The 22,537-nt window shown below is 71.2% G+C and carries 19 protein-coding genes; 9 read left to right on the plus strand and 10 right to left on the minus strand.

Annotated elements, in window-relative coordinates; all coding sequences use genetic code 11:
• Positions 1-89: 89 nt before the first annotated feature.
• The 4 genes from ACFYVL_RS13080 to ACFYVL_RS13095 all read left to right on the plus strand — a co-directional run bounded on the left by ACFYVL_RS13080 (position 90) and on the right by ACFYVL_RS13095 (position 4,923).
• A complete protein-coding gene (locus ACFYVL_RS13080; RefSeq protein WP_389243824.1) occupies positions 90-1,412 on the plus strand; it encodes a PhoH family protein in 1,323 nt (440 codons plus the stop codon).
• A gap of 386 nt (positions 1,413-1,798) precedes the next feature.
• Entirely contained in the window at positions 1,799-2,548 is a 750-nt protein-coding gene (locus tag ACFYVL_RS13085) for a transglycosylase SLT domain-containing protein (protein ID WP_389244207.1), read from the plus strand.
• Between the two features lie 174 nt (positions 2,549-2,722).
• Positions 2,723-4,144 (plus strand): AI-2E family transporter, encoded by a 1,422-nt coding sequence (locus tag ACFYVL_RS13090; protein WP_389243826.1) that lies wholly within the window; start codon positions 2,723-2,725, stop codon positions 4,142-4,144.
• Entirely contained in the window at positions 4,141-4,923 is a 783-nt protein-coding gene (locus tag ACFYVL_RS13095) for a hypothetical protein (RefSeq protein WP_389243828.1), read from the plus strand. Before ACFYVL_RS13090 ends, ACFYVL_RS13095 begins: the two co-directional genes overlap by 4 nt.
• Positions 4,924-5,081: 158 nt before the next feature.
• On the opposite strand, the gene ACFYVL_RS13100 is transcribed toward ACFYVL_RS13095, so the two are convergent.
• Both ACFYVL_RS13100 and ACFYVL_RS13105 read right to left on the minus strand, forming a co-directional pair.
• A complete protein-coding gene (locus tag ACFYVL_RS13100; protein WP_389243830.1) occupies positions 5,082-5,615 on the minus strand; it encodes an alkyl hydroperoxide reductase in 534 nt (177 codons plus the stop codon).
• 56 nt (positions 5,616-5,671) lie between these two features.
• The gene (locus ACFYVL_RS13105; RefSeq protein WP_389243832.1) at positions 5,672-6,226 is read right to left on the minus strand and encodes a peroxiredoxin; all 555 of its coding nucleotides are present in this window, start codon (positions 6,224-6,226) and stop codon (positions 5,672-5,674) included.
• A 163-nt stretch (positions 6,227-6,389) separates the two neighbouring features.
• On the opposite strand from ACFYVL_RS13105, the gene ACFYVL_RS13110 reads away from it, so the two are divergent.
• The 4 genes from ACFYVL_RS13110 to ACFYVL_RS13125 all read left to right on the plus strand — a co-directional run bounded on the left by ACFYVL_RS13110 (position 6,390) and on the right by ACFYVL_RS13125 (position 11,083).
• A complete protein-coding gene (locus tag ACFYVL_RS13110) occupies positions 6,390-7,355 on the plus strand; it encodes a hydrogen peroxide-inducible genes activator (RefSeq protein WP_389243834.1) in 966 nt (321 codons plus the stop codon).
• A gap of 142 nt (positions 7,356-7,497) precedes the next feature.
• A complete protein-coding gene (locus ACFYVL_RS13115; RefSeq protein ID WP_389243836.1) occupies positions 7,498-8,022 on the plus strand; it encodes a PadR family transcriptional regulator in 525 nt (174 codons plus the stop codon).
• A complete protein-coding gene (locus ACFYVL_RS13120; protein ID WP_389243838.1) occupies positions 8,019-8,726 on the plus strand; it encodes an ABC transporter ATP-binding protein in 708 nt (235 codons plus the stop codon). The genes ACFYVL_RS13115 and ACFYVL_RS13120 overlap by 4 nt, the downstream gene beginning before the upstream one ends.
• Positions 8,723-11,083 (plus strand): FtsX-like permease family protein, encoded by a 2,361-nt coding sequence (locus tag ACFYVL_RS13125; protein ID WP_389243840.1) that lies wholly within the window; start codon positions 8,723-8,725, stop codon positions 11,081-11,083. Before ACFYVL_RS13120 ends, ACFYVL_RS13125 begins: the two co-directional genes overlap by 4 nt.
• 46 nt (positions 11,084-11,129) lie before the next feature.
• On the opposite strand, the gene ACFYVL_RS13130 is transcribed toward ACFYVL_RS13125, so the two are convergent.
• A complete protein-coding gene (locus tag ACFYVL_RS13130) occupies positions 11,130-11,381 on the minus strand; it encodes a hypothetical protein (protein WP_389243842.1) in 252 nt (83 codons plus the stop codon).
• Entirely contained in the window at positions 11,378-12,328 is a 951-nt protein-coding gene (locus tag ACFYVL_RS13135; protein ID WP_389243844.1) for an SPFH domain-containing protein, read from the minus strand. Before ACFYVL_RS13135 ends, ACFYVL_RS13130 begins: the two co-directional genes overlap by 4 nt.
• Positions 12,329-12,616: 288 nt before the next feature.
• Here ACFYVL_RS13135 and ACFYVL_RS13140 point away from each other — a divergent pair, with 288 nt between their 5' ends.
• Entirely contained in the window at positions 12,617-14,998 is a 2,382-nt protein-coding gene (locus ACFYVL_RS13140) for a transglycosylase domain-containing protein (protein WP_389243847.1), read from the plus strand.
• Between the two features lie 95 nt (positions 14,999-15,093).
• On the opposite strand, the gene ACFYVL_RS13145 is transcribed toward ACFYVL_RS13140, so the two are convergent.
• The 6 genes from ACFYVL_RS13145 to ACFYVL_RS13170 all read right to left on the minus strand — a co-directional run bounded on the left by ACFYVL_RS13145 (position 15,094) and on the right by ACFYVL_RS13170 (position 22,430).
• On the minus strand, positions 15,094-16,563 hold the full coding sequence (locus ACFYVL_RS13145) for a catalase (protein ID WP_389243849.1): 1,470 nt from the start codon (positions 16,561-16,563) through the stop codon (positions 15,094-15,096).
• 100 nt (positions 16,564-16,663) lie between these two features.
• Positions 16,664-18,646: a SpoIIE family protein phosphatase gene (locus ACFYVL_RS13150; protein ID WP_389243851.1), complete on the minus strand. Its 1,983-nt coding sequence runs from the start codon at positions 18,644-18,646 to the stop codon at positions 16,664-16,666.
• A 146-nt stretch (positions 18,647-18,792) separates the two neighbouring features.
• On the minus strand, positions 18,793-19,497 hold the full coding sequence (locus ACFYVL_RS13155; RefSeq protein WP_389243853.1) for a DUF402 domain-containing protein: 705 nt from the start codon (positions 19,495-19,497) through the stop codon (positions 18,793-18,795).
• Positions 19,498-19,695: 198 nt separating this feature from the next.
• Positions 19,696-20,070: a hypothetical protein gene (locus ACFYVL_RS13160; protein ID WP_389243855.1), complete on the minus strand. Its 375-nt coding sequence runs from the start codon at positions 20,068-20,070 to the stop codon at positions 19,696-19,698.
• A gap of 95 nt (positions 20,071-20,165) precedes the next feature.
• Positions 20,166-21,074 (minus strand): hypothetical protein, encoded by a 909-nt coding sequence (locus ACFYVL_RS13165; protein WP_389243857.1) that lies wholly within the window; start codon positions 21,072-21,074, stop codon positions 20,166-20,168.
• 333 nt (positions 21,075-21,407) lie between these two features.
• Positions 21,408-22,430 carry a helix-turn-helix domain-containing protein gene (locus tag ACFYVL_RS13170; protein WP_389243859.1) on the minus strand — a complete coding sequence of 341 codons (1,023 nt, stop codon included), beginning with the start codon at positions 22,428-22,430 and terminating at the stop codon, positions 21,408-21,410.
• Positions 22,431-22,537: the final 107 nt, after the last annotated feature.

The raw sequence follows: 22,537 nt of genomic DNA on the forward strand, positions 1-22,537 counted from the left end.
GCTCGGTCCGCGCTTCGCGGCCGCAGCCCGGTCCCTCCGCCCGCGACGTCGTCGCACCCCAACCTCAGTCCGAGGGGGTACGTCCTTCCGTGGTGAACAGCTCTAAGCGCCGCCTTCCCGACAGGCGCACCTACGTTCTCGACACCAGCGTCCTGCTGGCCGATCCCAGCTCGATGACCCGCTTCGAGGAGCACGAGGTCGTGCTCCCGATCGTCGTCATCACCGAGCTGGAGGCCAAGCGGCACCACCCGGAGCTCGGCTACTTCGCCCGGCAGGCCCTGCGCATGCTGGACGACTACCGGATCCGGCACGGCCGGCTCGACGCCCCGATCCCGATCGGGGACCTCGGCGGCTCGCTGCGCGTCGAACTCAACCACTCCGATCCCGGCGTGCTCCCGGCCGGCTACCGGTTGGGGGACAACGACTCACGGATCCTGGCAGTCGCACGCAACCTCCAGGCCGAGGGGTACGACGTCACCGTCGTCTCCAAGGACCTGCCACTGCGCATCAAGGCCTCCTCGGTGGGTCTGCTCGCCGAGGAGTACCGCGCCGAACTCGCCATCACCGACTCCGGCTGGACCGGGATGGCGGAACTGACCCTGGAGGCCGACCAGGTCGACCTCCTCTTCTCCGAGGAGCGGCTGTACGTCCCGGAGGCCGCCGACCTTCCCGTGCACACCGGACTGGTCCTGCAGTCCGAGCGCGGCAAGGCCCTCGGCAGGGTCACTCCCGACGGCAACGTGCGCCTGGTGCGCGGCGACCGCGGGGCGTTCGGCATCCACGGCCGCAGCGCCGAGCAGCGGATCGCGCTGGACCTGCTGCTCGACCCCGAGGTCGGCATCGTGTCGATGGGCGGGCGGGCCGGTACCGGCAAGTCCGCGCTGGCGCTGTGCGCGGGCCTCGAGGCCGTCCTGGAGCGCCAGGAGCACAAGAAGGTGATGGTCTTCCGGCCGCTGTACGCGGTGGGCGGACAGGAGCTGGGCTATCTGCCGGGCTCCGAGGCCGAGAAGATGAGCCCGTGGGCCCAGGCCGTCTTCGACACCCTCTCGGCGGTCGCGGGCAAGGAGGTCATCGAGGAGGTGCTCGGGCGCGGCATGCTGGAGGTCCTGCCGCTCACCCACATCCGGGGTCGCTCGCTGCACGACGCGTTCGTGATCGTGGACGAGGCCCAATCACTGGAGCGGAACGTCCTCCTGACGGTTCTGTCCAGGATCGGGGCGAATTCCCGGGTTGTCCTGACCCATGACGTCGCCCAGCGCGACAACCTCCGGGTCGGCCGGTACGACGGCGTGGTCGCCGTCGTCGAGAAGCTGAAGGGGCATCCGCTCTTCGCGCACGTCACCCTCACCCGGTCCGAGCGTTCGCAGATCGCCGCCCTGGTGACCGAAATGCTGGAGGACGGGCACATCTGACCGAAAGGCAGTACCGGTAGGAGAGTTGGCGCCGCCCGGCAGGGCCCGTGAGAACCACGGGATCCTAGTCGGGCGGCGTCGCGTCACGCGCGTTCTTCCGTAAAACAGCAGCCACAAACACGGTGTGACGTTTCACACGTAAGGAAGAATTGATTACGCGCCTGATCTTCCGGCAGAGTCTTGCTTCCGTCAGGCCCCGCATACGGCACACCCGCACCTCCAGAGGTGCGACACCACACAATTCAACAGCTTTGCCGTATGCCGCCCGAGTAACACGGAGCACTCCCCAGGGAGTTGCCCGCCGGGTCCGTGCCTCCCGTGACGTACGACGAGGGAGTGCCAGCGCCAGGGGTGCGATTGCGTCCGCGAGGGTCACCGGCCGGGCGCTGCTGGAAGGAAACCGTGTGAGCCGGATTTCGGTTCGGGGATTCGCAGTGGCCTCCGCCACCGCGGTCACCACAGTCGGCGCCGTCGTGGGCGTCGCATCGGGCGACCCTCAGTCGTCGGGCGACAACAACTTCGAGGCAGCCGCCGCCGACACGACTCTCCTCGCGGAAATCCCCGTCGGCCAGCAGGCCAAGGTGGCGACCGCGTCCCTGACGCAGCAGGCCGACACGCAGGCCGCCGTCGCCGACGAGGCCGCGAAGAAGTCCGCCGAGGAGTCGGCCCGGCTGAAGGCCGCCAACGACGCCAAGGCGAAGAAGCAGGCCGCCGACGAGGCCAAGGAGGCCGAGGAGAAGGCCGCCAAGGCCGAGAAGGAGGCCAAGGAGCGCGAGAGCCAGGAGGAGACCGCGAGCCGGTCCGCCTCCCGCGACTCCTCCTCCTTCGAGCAGCAGTCGTCCTACACGGTCGACCAGGTCAAGGCCATCGCACGGCAGATCATCCCGTCCGGCCAGTTCCAGTGCTTCAGCAACATCGTGCAGCACGAGTCGACCTGGAACTACAAGGCGGTCAACCCGTCCTCGGGCGCCTACGGTCTGGTCCAGTCGTACCCGGGCAGCAAGATGTCCTCGGTCGCCGACGACTGGCGCACCAACCCGGCCACCCAGATCCAGTGGGGCCTCAACTACATGAACGAGCGGTACGGCAGCCCGTGCGAGGCCTGGGACTTCTGGCAGGCGAACCGGTCGTACTAGACCCCGGGGTCACTTCCAACCGGACCCCCCGGTCCTCCCGGCGCGCCCTTCGGGGCACGCGTACGGCGCTCAACTTCACGGAGCCCCCCACCGTCCTACGGTGGGGGGCTCCGCACGTGTACCGTCAGGTCGACCAATTCGCCGGGGGGCGCTGTGGGGGGAAGAGGAAGCATCATGTCGAAGACACCGGGGTGGCTCGGCGGACTGGGAGCCAGGCTCACCCACATGGGAGAGAAGCTCGAAGAGCGCCGGGCCGAGGTCCAGGCGGGGAGCGCCCCCGCCGCGCACGAGGTCCACGCACCCGAGCACGTCCCCCCGCCGCCCGACTACGCACCGGCCATAGCGGCCAGGCCCGACCCCGTCGACGCCGTCCCCTGGGGCGTACGGGTCGCCGCGGAGGCGGGCTGGCGGCTGCTGGTCCTCGCGGGCACCATCTGGGTGCTCGGCCAGATCATCAGTCAGGTCCAGCTGGTCGCCTTCGCCTTCATGGGTGCGCTGCTGGTCACCGCGCTCCTCCAGCCGACCGTCGCCTGGCTGCGCAGGGCGGGGCTGCCCCGGGGACTCGCCACCGCGTCCACCGCCATCCTCGGCTTCGTGATCATGGGCCTGATCGGCTGGTTCGTGGTCTGGCAGGTCATGGACAACGCCGAGGACCTCTCCAAGCAGGTCCAGCAGGGCATCCAGGACCTGCGGCAGTGGCTGCTCGACAGCCCGTTCCACGTCACCGAGCAGCAGATCAACGACATCTCGAAGAACCTCAGCGACGCGATCGGCACCAACGTCCAGGAGATCACCTCCGCGGGGCTCGCGGGCGTCACCGTGATCGTCGAACTGATGACGGGCCTGCTGCTCGCCATGTTCTGCACGCTGTTCCTGCTGTACGACGGCAAGCGCGTCTGGGAGTGGACGCTCAAGCTCGTGCCCACGGCGGCCCGGCCCGGCATGGCGGGCGCGGGTCCGCGCGCCTGGCGCACCCTGACCGCCTATGTGCGGGGCACGGTGATAGTGGCTCTGATCGACGCCATCTTCATCGGCCTCGGGATCTTCTTCCTGGGCGTCCCGATGGCGGTGCCGCTCGCCGTGGTGATCTTCCTGTTCGCGTTCATCCCGCTGGTCGGCGCGGTGATCTCCGGAGCACTCGCGGTCGTCGTGGCGATCGTCGCCAACGGTCCCTTCACCGCGCTGATGGTGCTGATCGTGGTGCTGGCGGTGCAGCAGATCGAGGGGCACGTACTCCAGCCGTTCATCCTCGGGCGCGCCGTGCGGGTGCACCCGCTGGCCGTCATCCTGTCCGTCGCGGCCGGCGGGCTGATCTCCGGCATCGGCGGCGCGGTCGTGGCGGTGCCGATGGTCGCCGTCCTCAACACCGCGGTCGGTTATCTGCGCGCGTACTCCAAGGAGAACGCGCTGCGGGCCTCGCCCAAGCCGCACGGGGCGACGGCGCTGGACGTCGCGCCGACCCCGGCGCCGGGCGAGCGGTCCGCCGAGCGCGACGCCGAGCGGTCCGCCGGGATCGCGGACCGGCCCTCCGACCTGCCGCCGGGTGCCTCCGGTGAGCGTTCCGCCGACCGGTCCTCGGGATCGGACCCGACGTGATATCCCCGCCCGAACTGGTCGGGGGACCGGACGAGGGGCCTCCGCCCGAGACACTGGACTCGGTCGGGGGCCCTCCGCGTCCGCCGCTGCTGCGCATCGGCGAGCGGCTGCGGGACTGGCGCCGGATGCCGTGGCTGTGGGCGCTCGGCGGGGCGGTGGCGGCCTCCGCGCTGTGGGCGGGAGGGCTGTATGCCTTCGGCCGGGACGAGGGGCCGGACCAGCGGGGGTACCGGCTGGCGTCGGACCGCTGCGCGGAGGTGCCGCTGACGAACCTGCGGCAGAAGCTCGGCAAGCGCGACACCACCACCGACAGCGCGGACCTGTTCGAGGATCCGGCGCTCAACCGGCTGGAGTGCCGGATGTCGATCCGCGACCCGTCGGAGCGGCGGGAGCGGAACTGGCGGATCGGCACCGTCTACCTGGTGACGCTGCACGTCGAGCAGCACCGCAGGACCGACCCCGGGCCGGAGATCGAGGCACTGCTGAAGAGCGGGCGGCGCGGCTGGGGCGGCTTCGAGACCGAACGCCTGACGCCGGTGGGGAACCTGGGCGACCGGGCGTTCTTCGTGAACAACTACCGCTCGGGGCCCGAACTGGAACTCGTGGCGCAGGACGGCGGGGTGCTGCTGACGCTCCGCGTCTACGGGCAGAACGAGGTGAAGGGCGAGGACGAGGCCTCCGCCCAAGGGATGCCCGAGATCCCCGAACCGGCACTCGGCGGGATGTCGGGGCAGATGGAGGCGGACCTGCGCGAGGCGATGGCGGTGCTCAAGCGCTGAGCGCAGGCAGGAGTGCCCACCGGACGAAGCGCTGAGCGCAGGCGGAAGGGGCCCACCGGACGAAGCGCTGGGCGCACGCGGAAGGGGCCCACCGGACGATGCCGGTGGGCCCCTTCACGTACACCTGCTGCCGTGGCCGGACGAACGGCCACCCGCTGCTACTCGGCGAGGACGGCCTCGGATTCGAGGGTCACGCCGACGGCCTGGAGCACCGAGGCGATCTTGACGGCCTCCTGGATCGTCTCGCGCTCGACGCCCGCCTTGCGCAGGACCTGCTCGTGCGAGTCCAGGCACTGGCCGCAGCCGTTGATCGCGGAGACCGCGAGGGACCACAGCTCGAAGTCGACCTTCTCGACGCCCGGGTTGCCGATGACGTTCATCCGCAGGCCCGCGCGCAGCGTCCCGTACTCCGGGTCGGAGAGCAGGTGGCGCGTGCGGTAGAAGACGTTGTTCATCGCCATGATGGCGGCGGCCGACTTGGCGGCCGTGTACGCCTCGGGGGAGAGGTTGGCCTTCGCCTCCGGCTCCAGCTCGCGCAGCACCTTCGGCGAGCGCGAGGCGATCGCGCAGGCCAGCACGGTGCCCCACAGCTGCTGCTGCGGGAGGTCGCTGTTGCCGATGACCGAGCCCAGGTTCAGGCGGAGGTCCTTGGCGAAGTCCGGTATGGCGGACTTCAGTTCGTCGAGAGCCATGTCAAAATCCCGTTCCGAATCGGTGCGTTCCGAAGGTCAGTGTGCCGGGCCGGTGATTACTCGCCGGAGAGCAGCGCGACCGGGTCCAGGGTGTTCTCGCCCTTGGTCCAGTTGCACGGGCACAGCTCGTCCGTCTGGAGCGCGTCGAGGACCCGGAGGACCTCCTTCGGGTTACGGCCGACGGAGCCGGCGGTCACCATCGTGAACTGGATCTCGTTGTTCGGGTCGACGATGAAGACGGCGCGCTGCGCGAAGCCGTCCTCGCCCTCGATGCCGAGGTCACGCATGAGCTCGTGCTTCGAGTCGGCCAGCATCGGGAAGGGCAGGTCGGTCAGGTCCGGGTGGTCCTTGCGCCAGGCGTGGTGCACGAACTCGGAGTCGCCGGAGAAGCCCAGGACCTGCGCGTCACGGTCGGCGAACTCGTCGTTCAGCTTGCCGAACGCGGCGATCTCGGTCGGGCAGACGAAGGTGAAGTCCTTGGGCCACGCGAACACGACGCGCCACTTGCCCTCGTAGGACTTGTGGTTGATCTGCTCGAACTCCTTGCCGGACTCCAGGGAGACACAGGCGGTGAGGTCGTACGTGGGGAACTGGTCACCAACAGTGAGCACGCGCACTCCTTGCGACGAAGGAAACTTCCCATATCGGGGGTTTCCCATGGGTTGGACGGATCCCCACAGTGACACAAGAGGCATTGATAGCGGAAATAGCTAGACTGGCTCGTACCGATCGGCTGCACCTATCAGTGGCCCTAGTAAAGAGGAGCGCACGCGCGTGCAGATCACGCTGAACCGGGGCAAGCAGCCCACCCTCGCGCAGCTGCGGGCGTTCGCCGCCGTCGCCGAGCACCTGCACTTCCGGGACGCGGCCGCCGCGCTCGGCATGAGCCAGCCCGCGCTGTCCGGGGCGGTGTCCGCGCTGGAGGAGACCCTCGGCGTGCAGCTCGTCGAGCGTACGACCCGGCGCGTGCTGCTCTCCCCGGCGGGCGAGCGGCTGGCGCTGCGGGCGGGCGCGGTGCTGGACGCGGTCGCCGCGCTGCTGGACGAGGCGGAGGCGGTGCGGGCGCCCTTCACCGGGGTGCTGCGGCTGGGGGTGATCCCCACGGTGGCGCCCTATCTGCTGCCGACCGTGCTGCGGCTGGTGCACGACGTCTACCCGGAGCTGGACCTCCAGGTCCACGAGGAGCAGACCTCCTCGCTCCTGGAGGGGCTCTCGGCGGGCCGGCTCGACCTGCTGCTGCTCGCGGTGCCGCTGGGTGTGCCCGGGGTCAGCGAGCTGCCGCTGTACGAGGAGGACTTCGTCCTCGTCGCCCCGGCCGACCACTGGCTGGGCGGGCGGGTGGACATCCCGCGCGAATCGCTGCGCGAGCTGGACCTGCTGCTGCTCGACGAGGGGCACTGCCTGCGCGACCAGGCGCTGGACGTGTGCCGGGAGGCGGGCCGGGAGGACGGCGCGCCCGTCACCACCACCGCCGCGGGGCTCTCCACGCTGGTGCAGCTCGTCGCGGGCGGACTCGGGGTGACCCTGCTGCCGCGCACCGCCGTCGAGGTCGAGACCGGGCGCAACGCGGCCCTGGTGACGGGCGACTTCGCGGCCCCGGCGCCGTCCCGGCGGATCGCGCTGGCGATGCGCACCGGCGCCGCCCGCGGCGAGGAGTTCGAGGAGTTCGCCCGCGCGCTGCGGGGCGCGGTGCGGGGGCTGCCGGTGCGGGTCCAGGGCGGCGGGGGCGCGGGCGGGTAGCCGCGCGCCGGAGCGGGGTCCGGGCGGCCGGTCGTACGCCCGGACGGGGCCCCTTCGGGAGAATGTGCAGGTCAGCGCCGTACGGGCAGCTATTCTCGGCATGTATACACACCACGTATACACACCGTGTAGAGTGCTCCGCATGTCAATCGGACACACCCTGCTCGGCCTCCTGGAGGCCGGCCCCCGCCACGGCTACGACCTCAAGCGGACCTTCGACGAGAAGTTCGGCCACGACCGGCCCCTGCACTACGGGCAGGTCTACTCGACGATGTCGCGCCTGCTGAAGAACGGCCTCGTCGAGGTCGAGAGCACCGAGTCCGGCAGCGGCCCCGAGCGCAAGAAGTACGCCATCACCGACGCCGGCATCACCGACGTCGAACAGTGGCTCGCCCAGCCCGAGAAGCCCGAGCCGTACCTCCAGTCGACCCTGTACACCAAGGTCGTCCTCGCCCTGCTCACCCATCGCGGCGCCGCCGAACTCCTCGACGTCCAGCGGGCCGAGCACCTGCGGCTGATGCGTGTCCTCACCGACCGCAAGCGCTCCGGCGACCTCGCCGACCAGCTGGTCTGCGACCACGCCCTGTTCCACCTCGAAGCCGACCTGCGCTGGCTCGAACTGACCGCCGCCCGCCTCGACAAGCTCGCCGCGGAGGTACGCAAGTGAGCCCCGCCACCCCGCCCACGGCCCCCGCCGGGTCGCTCCTCGCCGCCGTCGACCTGCACAAGGCGTACGGCGCGACCCCCGCCCTCGACGGCGCCCACTTCTCCATCCACCCCGGCGAGGTCGTCGCCGTCATGGGCCCCTCCGGGTCCGGCAAGTCGACCCTGCTGCACTGCCTCGCCGGGATCGTCACCCCGGACTCGGGCAGCATCACCTACCAGGGGCGCGAACTCTCCTCGATGCCCGACCGCGAGCGCAGCGCCCTGCGCCGCAGCGAGTTCGGGTTCGTCTTCCAGTTCGGCCAGCTGGTGCCCGAGCTGACCTGCGTCGAGAACGTCGCGCTGCCGCTGCGGCTGAACGGCGTCAAGCGCCGCGACGCCGAACAGCGGGCCCTCGGCTGGATGCGGAAGCTGGAGGTCGACGACCTCGCGGCCAAGCGGCCCGGCGAGGTCTCCGGCGGCCAGGGCCAGCGGGTCGCCGTGGCCCGCGCCCTGGTCACCGACCCGCGCGTGCTCTTCGCCGACGAACCGACCGGCGCCCTCGACTCCCTCAACGGCGAGCGCGTCATGGAACTGTTCACCGAGGCCGCCCGGTCCACCAACGCCGCCGTCGTCCTGGTCACCCACGAGGCACGGGTCGCCGCCTACTCCGACCGCGAGGTCGTCGTACGGGACGGCAAGTCGCGCAGTACGGAGTTCGCGGCATGAGCAAGTCCCGACCCGCCGACGTCGCACGGGCACTGGGCCTCGGCTGCCGCTTCGCGCTCGGCGGCGGACGCGAGGGGTGGGTGCGCACCGCGCTCACCGCGCTGGGCGTCGGCCTCGGCGTGACGCTGCTGCTGGTCGCGGTGGCCGTGCCGCACGCGATGTCGGCGCGCGAGGACCGGGAGGCCGCCCGCAGCGCCTCCTCCATGGGGCAGATCGCCCAGCCGCGCCCGGACACCCTGCTCATCACCCAGGCGGACACCGCGTACCGCGACAGCAACGTGCGCGGCCGGTACATCAAGGCGGAGGGCCCCGACGCCCCGCCGCCGCCCGGCCTGACCGCGTACCCGGGCGACGGCGAACTCGCCGTCTCGCCCGCACTGGACGCCCTGTTCCGGACGGAGCCGGGCAAGCTGCTGCGCGAACGCCTCCCCGGCAGGATCACCGCCGTCATCGGTGACGAAGGACTGCTCGGACCCGCCGAACTCGCCTTCTACCGGGGCGACTCCACCCTCAAGGTGGACGGCATGAAGGTCAGCCGCGTCGACGGCTTCGACAGCGGCAGGCAGCTCTCCTACGACCCCACCCTGCTCCTGCTCATCGTCGTCACCTTCGTCGTGCTGCTGGTGCCCATCGGGGTGTTCATCGCGGCGGCCGTCCGCTTCGGCGGCGAGCGCCGCGACCGCAGACTCGCGGCCCTGCGCCTGGTCGGCGCCGACAGCGGCACGGTGCGGCTGATCGCGGCGGGCGAGGCGCTCGCCGGCGCACTGATCGGCCTGGTGGTCGGCGGCGGGTTCTTCCTCCTCGCACGCTCCCTGGCCGACCGGATCACCTTCGGAGCGGCCGGGGCCGGGCTCTTCCCCGCCGACCTGACCCCGGTGCTCCCGCTGATCCTGCTGGTGGCGCTGGCCGTGCCGGCCGCCGCCGTCGGGGTCTCCCTGCTGGCGATGCGCGGCGTCGTCATCGAACCGCTGGGCGTGGTCCGTACGGCCAGGCCGGTGCGCCGCCGGGTGTGGTGGCGGCTGCTGCTGCCCGCGGCCGGGGTCGCCCTGCTGTTCCCCCTGATCGGGGGCGGGCGGGAGACCGAGGTCAACCAGAACCAGCTGATCGGCGGCACCGTCCTGCTGCTGCTGGGCGTCACCGCGCTGCTGCCCTGGCTGGTGGAGGCGTTCGTGGCCCGGCTGGGCGGCGGCAGCACCTCCTGGCAGCTCGCCGTCCGCAGGCTCCAGATGAACAGCGGCGTGGCCGCCCGCACCGTCAACGGCATCGCCGTCGCGGTCGCCGGCGCCATCGCCCTGCACATGCTGCTGGGCGGCATCGACGACCGGTACGTCACGGAGACCGGCGCCGACCCGAACCGTGCCCAGCTGGGCACCATGATCCCGGACAGCAGCCCGGCCGCCAGGGACGCCGGCCGGCTCGGCGCCGAGATCGCCAGGACCCCGGGCGTGGAGAAGTACATGGGGTTCGGCGTGGTGGCCGTGGGCACCTCGGCCAAGTCACCGGAAGAGCGCCACGAGGCCAGCATCGCCGACTGTGCCACCCTGCGCGAGGTCGCGAAACTCCCCAGCTGCAAGGACGGCGACGTCTTCATCTCCAAGGGCGGCGAGATGGGCGACCCCTCGGCCGCCTACGGGCCGGGGCGCACGGTGTATCTGCGGCCGGCGGACTTCGAGAGCATGCCCAGGGTCGGTGTCTCCGCCGACACCCCGCCCACCCGCTGGAAGATGCCCGCGAACACCCGCCACGTCACCCCCGTGCCCGACCCCGGCGGCAGTGCGCGCGGCGGACTGTTCATCACCCCCGGCGCCCTGCCTCCGCTGGCACCCGGCAGCCTCGCCCTCTCGATGTACGTGAAGGTCGCCCCGGGCGACGCGGACGCCGTCGAGCGGGTGCGCAACGTCCTCGCCAAGGCGGACCCGGGCGTCACCGCGTACGGGACCACGGCGACCGAGAGCGACCGGCGCTTCGCCACCGTCCAGAAGGGGCTGTACGCGGGTGCCACCTGTGTGCTGCTGCTGATCGGGGTGAGCCTGCTGGTCTCCCAGCTGGAGCAGCTGCGCGAGCGGCGCAAACTGCTCTCCGTGCTGGTCGCCTTCGGCACCCGCAGGTCCACCCTGGGCCGCTCGGTGCTGTGGCAGACCGCCGTCCCGATGGTGCTCGGGCTGCTGCTCGCGATGGCGGTGGGAGTCGGGCTGGGGCTGATCCTGCTGGCCATGAGCGAAGTGCCGGCCGCCGTGGACTGGGCGGGCGTCGCCGCGATGACGGGGATCGGCGGGGGAGTGGTCCTGCTGGTCGGGCTGCTCAGCCTGCCGCCGTTGTGGCGGCTGATGCGGCCGGACGGGCTGCGGACGGAGTGAGACACGGCGAAGGGGGCCGGAGCGGTGCTCCGGCCCCCTTCGGCCTTCACTCGGGTGCCGCGTCCTTCGGCGGCCTGCCCCTGCGCGGCAGCGGGCCCGTGTTCCCGGGCAGCCGGCCGGAGTCGGTGAGGGACTTGCGGAGCAGGAACTCGATCTGGGCGTTCGCGCTGCGCAGCTCGTCGGAGGCCCAGCGGGCCAGGGCGTCGTACACCTTGGGGTCGAGCCGCAGCAGCACCTGCTTGCGCGCCGCCCTGCGGGGGGCGGGCTGCGGCGGGGTCTCCCCGGCCTCGTCGCTCACTGGTAGAGCGAACCCGTGTTGATGACCGGCTGGGTGGCGCGGTCACCGCACAGCACCACCAGGAGGTTGCTGACCATCGCTGCCTTGCGCTCCTCGTCCAGCTCGACGATGTCCTGTTCGGCGATCCGGCCGAGCGCCTGCTCGACCATGCCCACCGCGCCCTCGACGATCAGCTTGCGGGCCGCCACCACGGCGCCCGCCTGCTGCCGCTGGAGCATCGCGGAGGCGATCTCCGGAGCGTACGCGAGGTGGGTGAAGCGGGACTCGATGATGTGCACACCGGCCGCCTCCACGCGCGCGTGGAGCTCGACGGCGAGCTTCTCGGTGATCTCCTCGGCGTTGCCGCGCAGCGAGAGCCCGCCCTCGTCGTGGGCGTCGTAGGGGTACTCGATGGCGATGTGCCGGACGGCCGCCTCGGTCTGGGTGGAGACGAACTCCAGGAAGTCGTCCACCTCGAAGCGGGCCTGCGCGGTGTCCTCGACCCGCCAGACCACGACCGCCGCGAGCTCGATCGGGTTGCCGTAGGCGTCGTTGACCTTCAGGACCGCCGTCTCGTGGTTGCGGACCCGGGTGGAGATCTTGCTGCGGGAGGTGAGCGGGTTCACCCAGCGCAGGCCGTCCGTGCGGATGGTGCCCCGGTAGCGGCCGAAGAGCTGGACGACCCGGGCCTCGCCCGGCGCCACCATGTTCAGCCCGCTCATGGCCAGGATCGAGCCGAGGAAGAGCAGGATGCCCAGGACGATCAGCGCCGCCTTCAGGCCGGCCGCCGCGGCGGCGGCGCCGATCACCACCAGACCGGCCGCGACGACGATGCCGAGCAGGCCGAGGAGGAGGGCGAGCCCGCCGGGGATGCTGTGCGCCGGGAACTCGGTGACGCGCGGCGCGGGCATCTCGGGAAGGCCGTCCGCGGGCTCGCCAGGGGGCTCGTACGAGGGAGTGGTCGACATGAGGAGTTCCCGTCTCTCAGTGCTCTGCGTGGTCTAGCAAAGTGATATCACTTTACCGCGCGGAGCGCGCGTCCGCGCAGAGGGTTGATACGGACCTGTTTCCTCAACTTCCGTCACTCGTGGCAACCTTTGGGCCAGACCGTTCGTCGGTTCCTGTGGGGGAGGTGCTGATTCTCACGTCAGTAAAAGGCGTGATTGGCACCCTTTTGTCCTAACTGGCGGTGTTAGCTTTCTGAGCTGACCCGGCGAGTATGTCGAGCGATGACTGAGATACGGAGCAACTGACCAATGGGCCGTGCGGATGCGCGAAGGGCCCGGCAGCGTGGGTCGCGCCGGGCACAGGGCAAGAAGGGCGGCATACGCCGGTTCTTCACCTGGAAGAAGGTGCTCGGGACCTTCTTCGGGCTCTGCCTGCTGGGAATGGCGGGCTTCATCGCCCTGTACATGCTCATCGAGATCCCACCGGGCAACGCGGCCGCCAAGAGGCAGAGCAACGTCTACAAGTACAGCGACGGCTCGATCATGGCGCGCACCGGCAACAGCGGCGACTTCGCCCGGGAGAACGTCGCGCTCGACGACATCCCCCCGAAGGTGCAGAAGACCTTCGTCGCCGCCGAGAACATGAGCTTCTTCGAGGACAACGGCATCGACTTCAAGGGTGTCGCCCGAGGCCTGCTCAACACCGTCAGCGGCAAGGGCAAGCAGGGTGGTTCCACGATCACCCAGCAGTACGTGAAGAACTACTACCTCACGCCCGAGCAGACCATCTCCCGCAAGCTCAAGGAGCTGGTGATCTCGCTCAAGGTGGATGAGAAGTACGACAAGAACACCATCCTCCTCGGGTACATCAACACCAGCTACTACGGGCGCGGCGCCGCCGGAATCCAGGCCGCCGCCCAGGCGTACTACCGCAAGGACGCCGAGGCCCTCACCGTCGAGGAGGGCGCCTACCTCGCCGCCCTGCTCCAGGCGCCCAGCAGCTACGACGTGCTGAACGCGACGCCGACGAACAAGAAGCTCGTCATGGACCGCTGGAACTACGTCCTGAACAACATGGTCAAGATGGGCGAGCTGAACCAGTCCGAGCGGTCCGGGATGACGTTCCCGATGCCCAAGCCGGCCCAGGTCGCCCCGGGGCTCAAGGGCCAGACCGGCTACATCATCGAGGCGGCGAACCAGTACCTGAAGAAGCGCGAGGACCTCACGGACGAGCAGCTCGCGGCAGGTGGCTGGACGATCACCCTCAACATCGACAAGAAGCGCCAGCAGGCCCTGGAGAAGGCCGTCCACCGGCAGCTGGAGTCCAAGCTGGACCGCAAGGGCAACAAGGTCGACGCGACCGTCCAGGCGGGCGCCACCTCCGTCGACCCCGCGACGGGCGCGGTCGTCGCCCTCTACGGCGGTGCCGACTACCTGAACCACCAGATCAGCAACGCCACCCGCACCGACTACCAGCCCGCCTCCACCTTCAAGCCGTTCGTGTTCGCGGCGGCCCTGGAGAACGGCTCGGAGACCCAGGACGGCGAGGAGATCACCGCCAACACGGTCTACGACGGCACCAGCAAGCGGAAGGTCGTCGGCAGCAAGATCCCGTTCGCCCCGCAGAACGAGGACGACCGCGACTACGGCGACATCAACGTCCAGGAGGCCATGGCCAAGTCCGTCAACTCGGTCTTCGCGCAGATGATCGTGGACGTCGGCGAGAACCTGACCAAGGAGACCGCGCTCCGGGCCGGCATGCAGGACCGCGGCGGGTTCGGCGCGACCCCCGCGATGTCGCTCGGCACCATGAGCGCGAACACCATGGACATGGCGGGCGCCTACGCCTCGCTTTCCGCGCACGGCAAGAAGATCACCCCGACGATCATCAAGAAGGCCGAGCACAAGGACGCCGAGGTCAAGGAGCCGAAGGGCATCAGCGACTCCGGCGGCCTCAACCGGCAGACCGCCGACACCGTCACCTCCGTCCTGCAGAACGTGATGGACGAGGGCTCCGGCGCCAAGGCCGACAGCGACGAGTACCAGGCGGCCGGCAAGACCGGAACCTCCGAGCAGAACAAGTCGGCCTGGTTCTCCGGCTACACCCCGAAGCTGTCCACCGCGGTGGCCCTCTTCGGCCAGGACCCCAAGACCGGCAACCAGGTCAGCCTCACCGGCACCGCCCACGCCGGCCGCGCCAACGGCGGTGGCTTCCCGGCCCAGATCTGGCGGGACTACACGCTGGGCGCGCTGAGCGACAAGGACAAGGCGGCCGAGTTCGACCTGGAGGTCAAGGAGGGCGCCGACTTCCGCACGCCGACCGCCCCGCCGCCCACCACCCAGGCGCCGGAGCCCCCGGAGGAGACGGAGCCGCCGAAGAACACCGAGCCGCCCAAGCACACCCCCGACCCGCCGAAGCACACCCCGCCGCCGTCCCAGACCAAGCCCCCGGCGGGCGGCGGGGAGAACGGCGGCAACGAAGGCGGCCAGAACGGCGGCGCGGGCGGCGGCAACCCCGACCCCGACCCGGGCACCGATCCCGACCCGGGCGGCGACCCGGGAGGCGCCAACGGCGGTGCGAACGGCGGCGCCAACGGGGGCGCCAACGGAGGAGCCAACGGAGGCGACCCGGGCGGCGGCCAGCCGGGCGGCGCCAACGGGGGCGACAACCCGTGGCCGCCCCAGCCGTAGCGACGGCGCGGGCAGGGACATGAGAGAGCGGCGGGCGGCACCGGAAGAGGTGCCGCCCGCCGCTCACGTGCACGGGCCCCGCGGCCTGACCGAACTCAGCGGAAGTTCGCCGCGACCCGCTCACCCAGGTCCTTGTCGACGTTCCGCCAGTACGTGAACGCCCGCTCCAGGACGGGCGCGCTGACCCCGTCGGACAGGTGCCCGGTGATGTTGCCCACCAGCCGGTCGCGGGCCGCGTCGTCCAGGACGTCGCGCACCAGCGTGCCCGCCTGGCCCCAGTCGTCGTCGTCACTGCGCAGCGTGTACGCGTGATGGACCATCTCGCCCGCCGTCGCCCAGCCCGCCGGCTCGCCGAAGCGCGCCGTCTCGGCCGCCGGGCCGCCGTACGAGTTCGGCGCGTACACCGCGCCCGCCCGCGACGGCTCGTACCGCATCGGCCCGTCCTTCGCGTACGAGTTGACCTGGAACCGGGGCCGGTTCGGGGGCAGCTGCGCGTAGTTGGGGCCGATCCGGTAGCGGTGGGTGTCGGGGTACGAGAACAGCCGGCCGAGCAGCATCTTGTCCGGCGAGGGGCCGATGCCAGGCACCAGGTTCGACGGCTCGAACGACGCCTGCTCGATGTGGACGAAGAAATCCTCCGGATTCTCGTTGAGCGTCATCCGGCCGACCTCGATCTCCGGATAGTCCGCGTGCGGCCACACCTTGGTGAGGTCGAAGGGGTTGAAGCGGTAGTCGGGAGCGTCGTCGAACGGCATCACCTGGACGTACAGCTTCCAGCTCGGATGATCGCCCCGGGCGATGGCGTCGAACAGGTCCCGGCGGTGCACATCACCGTCGGACCCCGCCATCGCGTCGCCCTCCTCCTGGGTGAAGAACTCGATGCCCTGCTCGGTCTTGAACCGGTACTTCACCCAGAACCGCTCGCCGCCCGCGTTCACCCACATGTAGGTGTGCGAGCTGAAGCCGTCCATGTTCCGGTACGACCTCGGGATGCCGCGGTCGCCCATCAGCCAGGTCACCTGGTGCGCCGACTCCGGCGACAGGGTCCAGAAGTCCCACTGCATGTCGTGGTCGCGCAGCCCGCTGTCCGGGCGGCGCTTCTGCGAGCGGATGAAGTCCTGGAACTTCATCGGGTCCCGGACGAAGAAGACCGGGGTGTTGTTGCCGACCAGGTCGTAATTGCCGTGCTCGGTGTAGAACTTGAGCGCGAAGCCGCGCGGGTCGCGCCAGGTGTCCGGTGAGCCCTGCTCTCCCGCGACCGTCGAGAAGCGCGCCAGCATGTCGGTGCGCCTGCCCGGCTGGAAGAGGTCGGCCCTGGTGAACTGGCTGACGTCATGGGTCACTTCGAAGGTTCCGTACGCGCCTGAGCCCTTGGCGTGCACCACCCGCTCGGGCACCCGCTCACGGTTGAACTGGGCCATCTTCTCGATGAGGTAGTGGTCCTGGAGCAGGATCGGCCCGTCGGGCCCGACGGTGAGCGAGTGCTCGTCGCTCTCCACCGGGATCCCGGCGTTGTTGGTGGTGTACGGGGCGGTGCCCGGAGCCTTGCGGGATTCCTCGGTCACGAGCGTCCTCCCGGAGATCGGTGGGAAATGGGTCGCTACGTCCGACTGCCCCAGTCAACCCCTCCGACACTACGTCGGCAACACTTGGACCCGTTCCAAGCTAGGACTCCTTCGCCCCACCGGGCAGCCCCAGCTCGAACCACACCACCTTCCCGCTGCTCAGCCGGGTGGCACCCCACTTGCGGGTCAGCCGGTTCACCAGGAACAGACCGCGCCCGCCCTCGTCGGTCTCCCTGGCCCGGCGCTGCCTGGGCAGCTGCGGCGAGTCGTCGCCGACCTCGCAGCGCAGCACGTCGGTACGCAGCAGCCGCAGCGTCACCGGCCGCTCCGCGTACCGCACGGCATTGGTCACCACCTCGCTGACCAGCAGCTCCACCGACTCGCTGAGGTCCTCCAGGCCCCACCGCTCCAGCGCCCTGCGGGCCAGCCTGCGGGCCCGCCCCGGCGCCTGCTCCTCCGGTTCGAGGAACCAGTACGCGACGTCGCTCGGCGCGATCCCGTCGAAACGGGCCGCGAGCAGCGCGATGTCGTCGTCCCGGTCACCCGGGCCGAGCATGTCCAGGACGTCGTCGCAGAGCGCCTCCAGCGGCGGCGGATGGTCGGGCCCGGTCAGCTGGGCGGTGGCGGCGAGACGTTCCCGCAACTGCTCGATACCGGTCCACACGTCCCGCAGCCGGGACTCCACCAGGCCGTCCGTGTACAGCAGCAGGGTGGCCCCGGCGGGCGCGTCCAGCTCGACCGCCTCGAAGTCCACGCCGCCGACCCCGATCGGGGCGCCCGGCGGCACCCGCAGCACCTCGGCGCGCCCGCCCAGGTGCAGCAGGATGGGCGGCGGATGTCCGGCGTTGGCGATGGTGATCCGGTGCGAGACCGGGTCGTACACCGCGTACATGCAGGTCGCCATGCGGTCCGTGCCGAGCCGCTGGGCCTGCTCGTCGAGGTGGTGCAGCACCTCCTGCGGCGGCAGGTCGAGCCCGGCCAGGGTCTGCGCGGTGGTCCGGAACTGGCCCATGATCGCGGCCGAGGTCATCGAGTGGCCCATCACGTCGCCGACCACCAGCGCCACCCGGCTGCCCGGCAGCGGGATCGCGTCGTACCAGTCGCCGCCCACCCGGGCCGTCTCCGCGGCCGGCAGATAGCGGGAGGCCAGCTTGACGCCGGTCGGACGGGGCAGCGAGTCCGGCAGCATGGTGCGCTGGAGCTCGTCGGCGATGTACGCCTCACGGCCGTACAGCACGGCCTTGTCGATGCCGAGTGCGGTGTGCGTGGCCAGCTGGGCGGCGACCAGCAGGTCGTTGCCCTCGAACGCGGCACGCTCGGGCCTGCGCAGGAAGACGGCCGCACCGATCACCCGGCGGCGGCCCCGGAGCGGGGCGAGTATCGCGCGCCGCCCGTCGGGCAGTGCCAGGTCCTTGCCGAGCAGCTCCGGCAGCGCGATCCGGGCCGCCGAGGCGTCGCCGAACACCGGCCGCACCCCGCGCAGCACCTCGGCCAGCGCACCGCCGGACAGCACCTCGCACAGCTGCCTGGCGGGCGAGCCCTCGCCGAGCGCGGTGTCGAACTCGTCGGCGGCCACCCCCGGCTCGCCGAGATCGCTCGTGCGCAGCCGGTCCGTACGCCGCAGCCGCAGCACGAACGGCACCGCGGGCCGCTCGTCACCGACCGGCAGCGGATCGCGCAGGTACACCAGGATCGCGTCCGAGAAGGTGGGCACGGTGGCCCGGCACAGCCCCAGCACGATCTCGTCGAGGTCTATGCCGCGGGCGATCCTGCGGGTGGCGGCGCCGACGAACCGCAACCGGTCGCCTTCGCGGGCCGGCGGCCCCGCGGGCGAGGGCACACCGGCGCCCGCCGGCCCCTCCTCCTGCCGGGGCCGGGCGCGCTCGTGCGGCCTGGCAACCAAGGGCTGCCGGCCTTCGTGCGAGGTGGACTGCTGCTCCGTCACGCGTGGGGTTCCGTCCGTCCGGGGAGCTTGTGCGCTGCAATCGCTGGTTGCGATATACCCGCTCTGCGGGCGGCGTCGACAGAACGGTGGCCTGTGAACGTTACAGACTCCCGCGCGCATCCGCGCGGGTTCACACATCGCTTCACAGATCCACCCCCCTGCGGTGACATACGGTCAGGTCCTGCTCCACGCCCGGTAGTTAGTGCTCGACCCAGCCGGTACGAGGCCATCCGGAGGACGATCCTACGGTTGGACCCTGGGGGCGCATCAAGAGTCTCACGTCGTCATGTGCGCCGGGGAGCGGTCCCGGTCATCCGGGGCAGGCGGTCCCAGTCGGCGGGCAGCGGCGGCACACCCCAGCGGGGATCGGGCCGCCAGTCCTCCCACCCGTCGGCGAACGGCGCCCCCCACGCCTCGATCCGCCGCACCGCCTCCTCGCCCGCCGCCCGCACGTCCGCGGCCTGCCGCTCGCCCAGCAGCCCCACCCGCCGGGCCTCGGCGAACTCGTCCTCGTCCAGCCACTGCCAGCGCCCGTCGGGGGACACCGCGATGTCCAGGAAGTGGTCCTGCGAATCGACCCCGCCCGCCCATCTGACCTGCGGCTCCTCCAGATTGACGTACCAGTTCTTGAACCGCCATCCGGGCTCCCAGAACAGCCACACCGACCACGGTTCCCCGGGCCGCGCCAGCTTGAGGACGCCGGTACCGAACCAGCGGGAGGTGGTGGTGGTGCGGGGCTTGGTGTAGCGGGTGGCGAGGGGCTCCTGGTGCACGGAAGTGCCGTCCGCGAGCACGGGCTTGACGCACTCGGTGCCCGGCGCCATCCAGACGGCGAGCACCTCTTCGGTGTCCCGCACGACGGTCACCGGGCGGCAGATGTGGATGTGAGGGGAGGCGTTGTCCCGGTACCGCCAGAGGATCTGGTCCCCCGGCGCCCATCGGTCCCCGGCGTGCCCGGCGGCCCCGTCCACATCCATGTGCGCTGTCATGCACAGATTTTAGGAGCACGGGGGAGTGCGCGCAGCGATACGGATCACTGCCCCGCGCGTGCCGTGCGGAGCGCCGTAGCCGGCGGGCGCTCCGGGTCGCGGATCCCGATCCTCCGGCCACGGCCTCCCGCCGCCCCGCCCGTGCGGGGCGGCGGGCCGCTCATGCGCGACGGACCGGCCGTCGTCCGTGTGCGGTGGTCAGTTCCCCGCCACCGGGTAGCCGTGGTAAGCGCCGTAGTAGTTGTCCGAACTGCCGGGCTTGTCCTCGACGACGCGGATGTTGCTCAGGGTGCCGCCTCCTCCGTAGAGGGTGCAGTCCACGCCGCTGGTGTCCGAGCCGTAGATGACATTTGCCGTGTGGTAGGTGTTGGAGCCGATCACGTAGTAGCCGGCCCACACCTTGTGGCTGTCGTTCTCCGCGTCACAGATCCAGAAGGACTTGCCGTCGTAGGAGTGGGTCGCGTAGTCGCTGCCCTGGTAAACGTTCTTGGCCGCGGCGGGGCCCGCCTGGAGGCCGACGATCGAGACTCCGAGTGCGAGTGCGCCGAGCGCGGCCATGGCTTTGCGTCTCATGAGCTTCTCCTGTGGGATTCCGTGTGAGTGGGACTGCGGACTGCGGCCGGGCCCGTTGAGGGACCGGTGTGCGGGAGCCGGTGCTCCGGGTCCCGTCAGCCCAGGGCGCGCGCGATGTTCGCCGCGCGCTGTTCCTTCAGCCGCTTCAGGCGGCTGAAATCCGCGGCCTGTTCCGCGATCAGACGGCGCTGGTGGTCGGCCGTCACCGCGATCAGGACCCGCACGTAGCCGGTGGAGCGCTTGCAGCGCACATCGGCCACGGCGGTGGTGGTCTCGGCTTCCGTCACCTCGTCGGCGTTCGCCCAGCGCCGGTCCAGGGCCGCGGCGCGCGGTGTCGCGTACCGGTGACCGGCACGGGCGAGACAGTCGCTCCACTTCTTGATGGCGGCGGCCGTCCGGGGGTCGGCCGAGACCGCGCGGCCCGCCTTCGCCGTCACTTCAGCGATCAGCTGGGGCTCGTCGGCGCGCACCCCGGGCCCGTCGAGCGTGCGGGCCGCCTCGGCCCGGCAGCCCTGCGCGGGTACGGGTTTGCCCTGGTACTGCGGCTTCAGCCCGAACAGCACGTCCTTCGCCGCATCCCGGGGTTCGTGCTGCCCGGAATGCCCCGCCTGCTCCTGGCCCCGACCACCGCGGACGCTCCAGGCCGGCGGGTGGTAACCGCGGGTGCGCGCCTGTTCCTCGTCGATCAGACCGAGGCGTTCGGCGCTCGCACCGGCGATCAGCCGGGCGCCCTCCCGCAGCACCTCTTCGCCGGGGCCCTCCCAGTCCAGCCCGAACCGCTTCAGGCAGGCCCGCTCCGTGGCGGCCTGGGCGCGGTCCGAACGCTCCTGCTCGGAGGGCGACATCCCATAGGCGTCCAGCGGCAGGGCGAGCGCCGGGGACGGGGCGGGGGGCTGCTGGGCGGCTGCCGCCTTCAACCCGGCACCGCCGTCCGCGTCCCGCTGCGCCGTACAGCCGACCACACCCAGGCCCACGGCGCAGAGCACCGCGACGACCGGAGCCACCCGGTTCCGGGCCGAGCGGCCGTGCCGCGGCCGGGAACCGCCCGGCCTCCACCGGTGCACGTTTCCTCTGCGGCCCGCCGCAGGACGTCTCTCGTCGCTCCCCATGACTGCTGCTCCCCCCGTGCACCGGAGCCCCCGGACGGCACAGGTCCCTCCCGGTGCTCCTGATTCCCCCCGTGCCCCGCGGGCCGGCTCAGGTGCGTGAGGCACATCCTTGCCCGGCGCGTCTGCCGTGTCCTTAGCCCTGAGTGCCCACCACTGTGCATCGCGTGCACGGTTCATTCACGCGGCAGGCACCACGGGTACGCCCTGTGTTCACGGTTCACCCGGGTTTCACGCCGTCCCGCCGAGGGCGATCCGCCGGAAGTCCCTCGGCGGCATCCCGTACGTACGACGGAACAGCCGGGTGAAGTCCCCCGGACGTACGAACCCCCACCTGCGCCCGATGGCGTGGATGGGGGTGGTGGCGAGTGCCGGGTCCGAGAGGTCGCGTCTGCAGCGCTCCAGACGTAACTGTCTGATCCAGGCGGCGACCGACCTTCCCTCCTCCTCTCCCTCGAAGAGCCGGTGCAGGTGGCGCAGGGAGATCCGGTGCCGGTCGGCGACGGTCGCGGGGGACAGCTCGGGGTCCGCCAGGTTCCGCTGGATGAAGCCCTGCACCTGGAGCCGCAGTTGCCGCCGGCGGGTCTCGGGGGACTCGGCCGCCGCGCCGGCCGGCAGGGCGAGTTCATGAGCGAGCAGGAGGGACACCAGGTCCAGCGTGACGTTCGCCAGCCGGGGCGCGTCCTCGGAACGGAAGTCGCTGTGCCCCGTCGCCAGCCCCCGCAGATGGCCGGCCAGCAGGGCGCCGGGGCCGCTGTCCGTCCGGACGGGCCCTGCCAGCAAGCGCTGGACCTGCCGGTGAGGCAGCGCCAGCAGCGACTTGGGGAACTGCGCGAGCAGCAGCCGGGTGACGTTCCCCTCCGAAGTGCCCCGCGAGACCGCGTCGAAGGGGCGGGAGCTGTCGTAGATCAGCAGGCTCCCGGGCACCAGCCCGCCCTCACGGCCCGCCTGGACGATGCCGTGGCTGCCGCTCACGGCGAGCGCCACCTGGTACTGCTCGGGATCGGAACGACGGATCAGCTTCGGCGTCCGGAGCGCCGAAAGGGTCGGGTAGCTCACGGAGCTGACGCGGACGAGCCCCAGGTCCAACTGGTGCAGCGAGGCCCGCAGGTCGGCGGAGTGCGCGCTGCGGATGGTGGTGGAGACCAGGGCCTGCGCGGCTGTCTCCACCCAGGCGCCGAAACGGTCGGCGGCGGGAAGGTCGTCGGTTCTGAACTCGGTGGTTTCCAGTCGTGTGCCCACATGCTCAGCCATTTCCCCACCGTGACACGCCCGCGCCGCCAATTCGAGCGGCTCGGCGCCGAAGGCCGCCCCCCCCCGGCCGGGGTGTACGAGGCGCCTGCCGGGCCGGGGCGGAGACC

The organism is Streptomyces sp. NPDC004111, assembly GCF_042874215.1.
GTDB lineage: Bacteria > Actinomycetota > Actinomycetes > Streptomycetales > Streptomycetaceae > Streptomyces.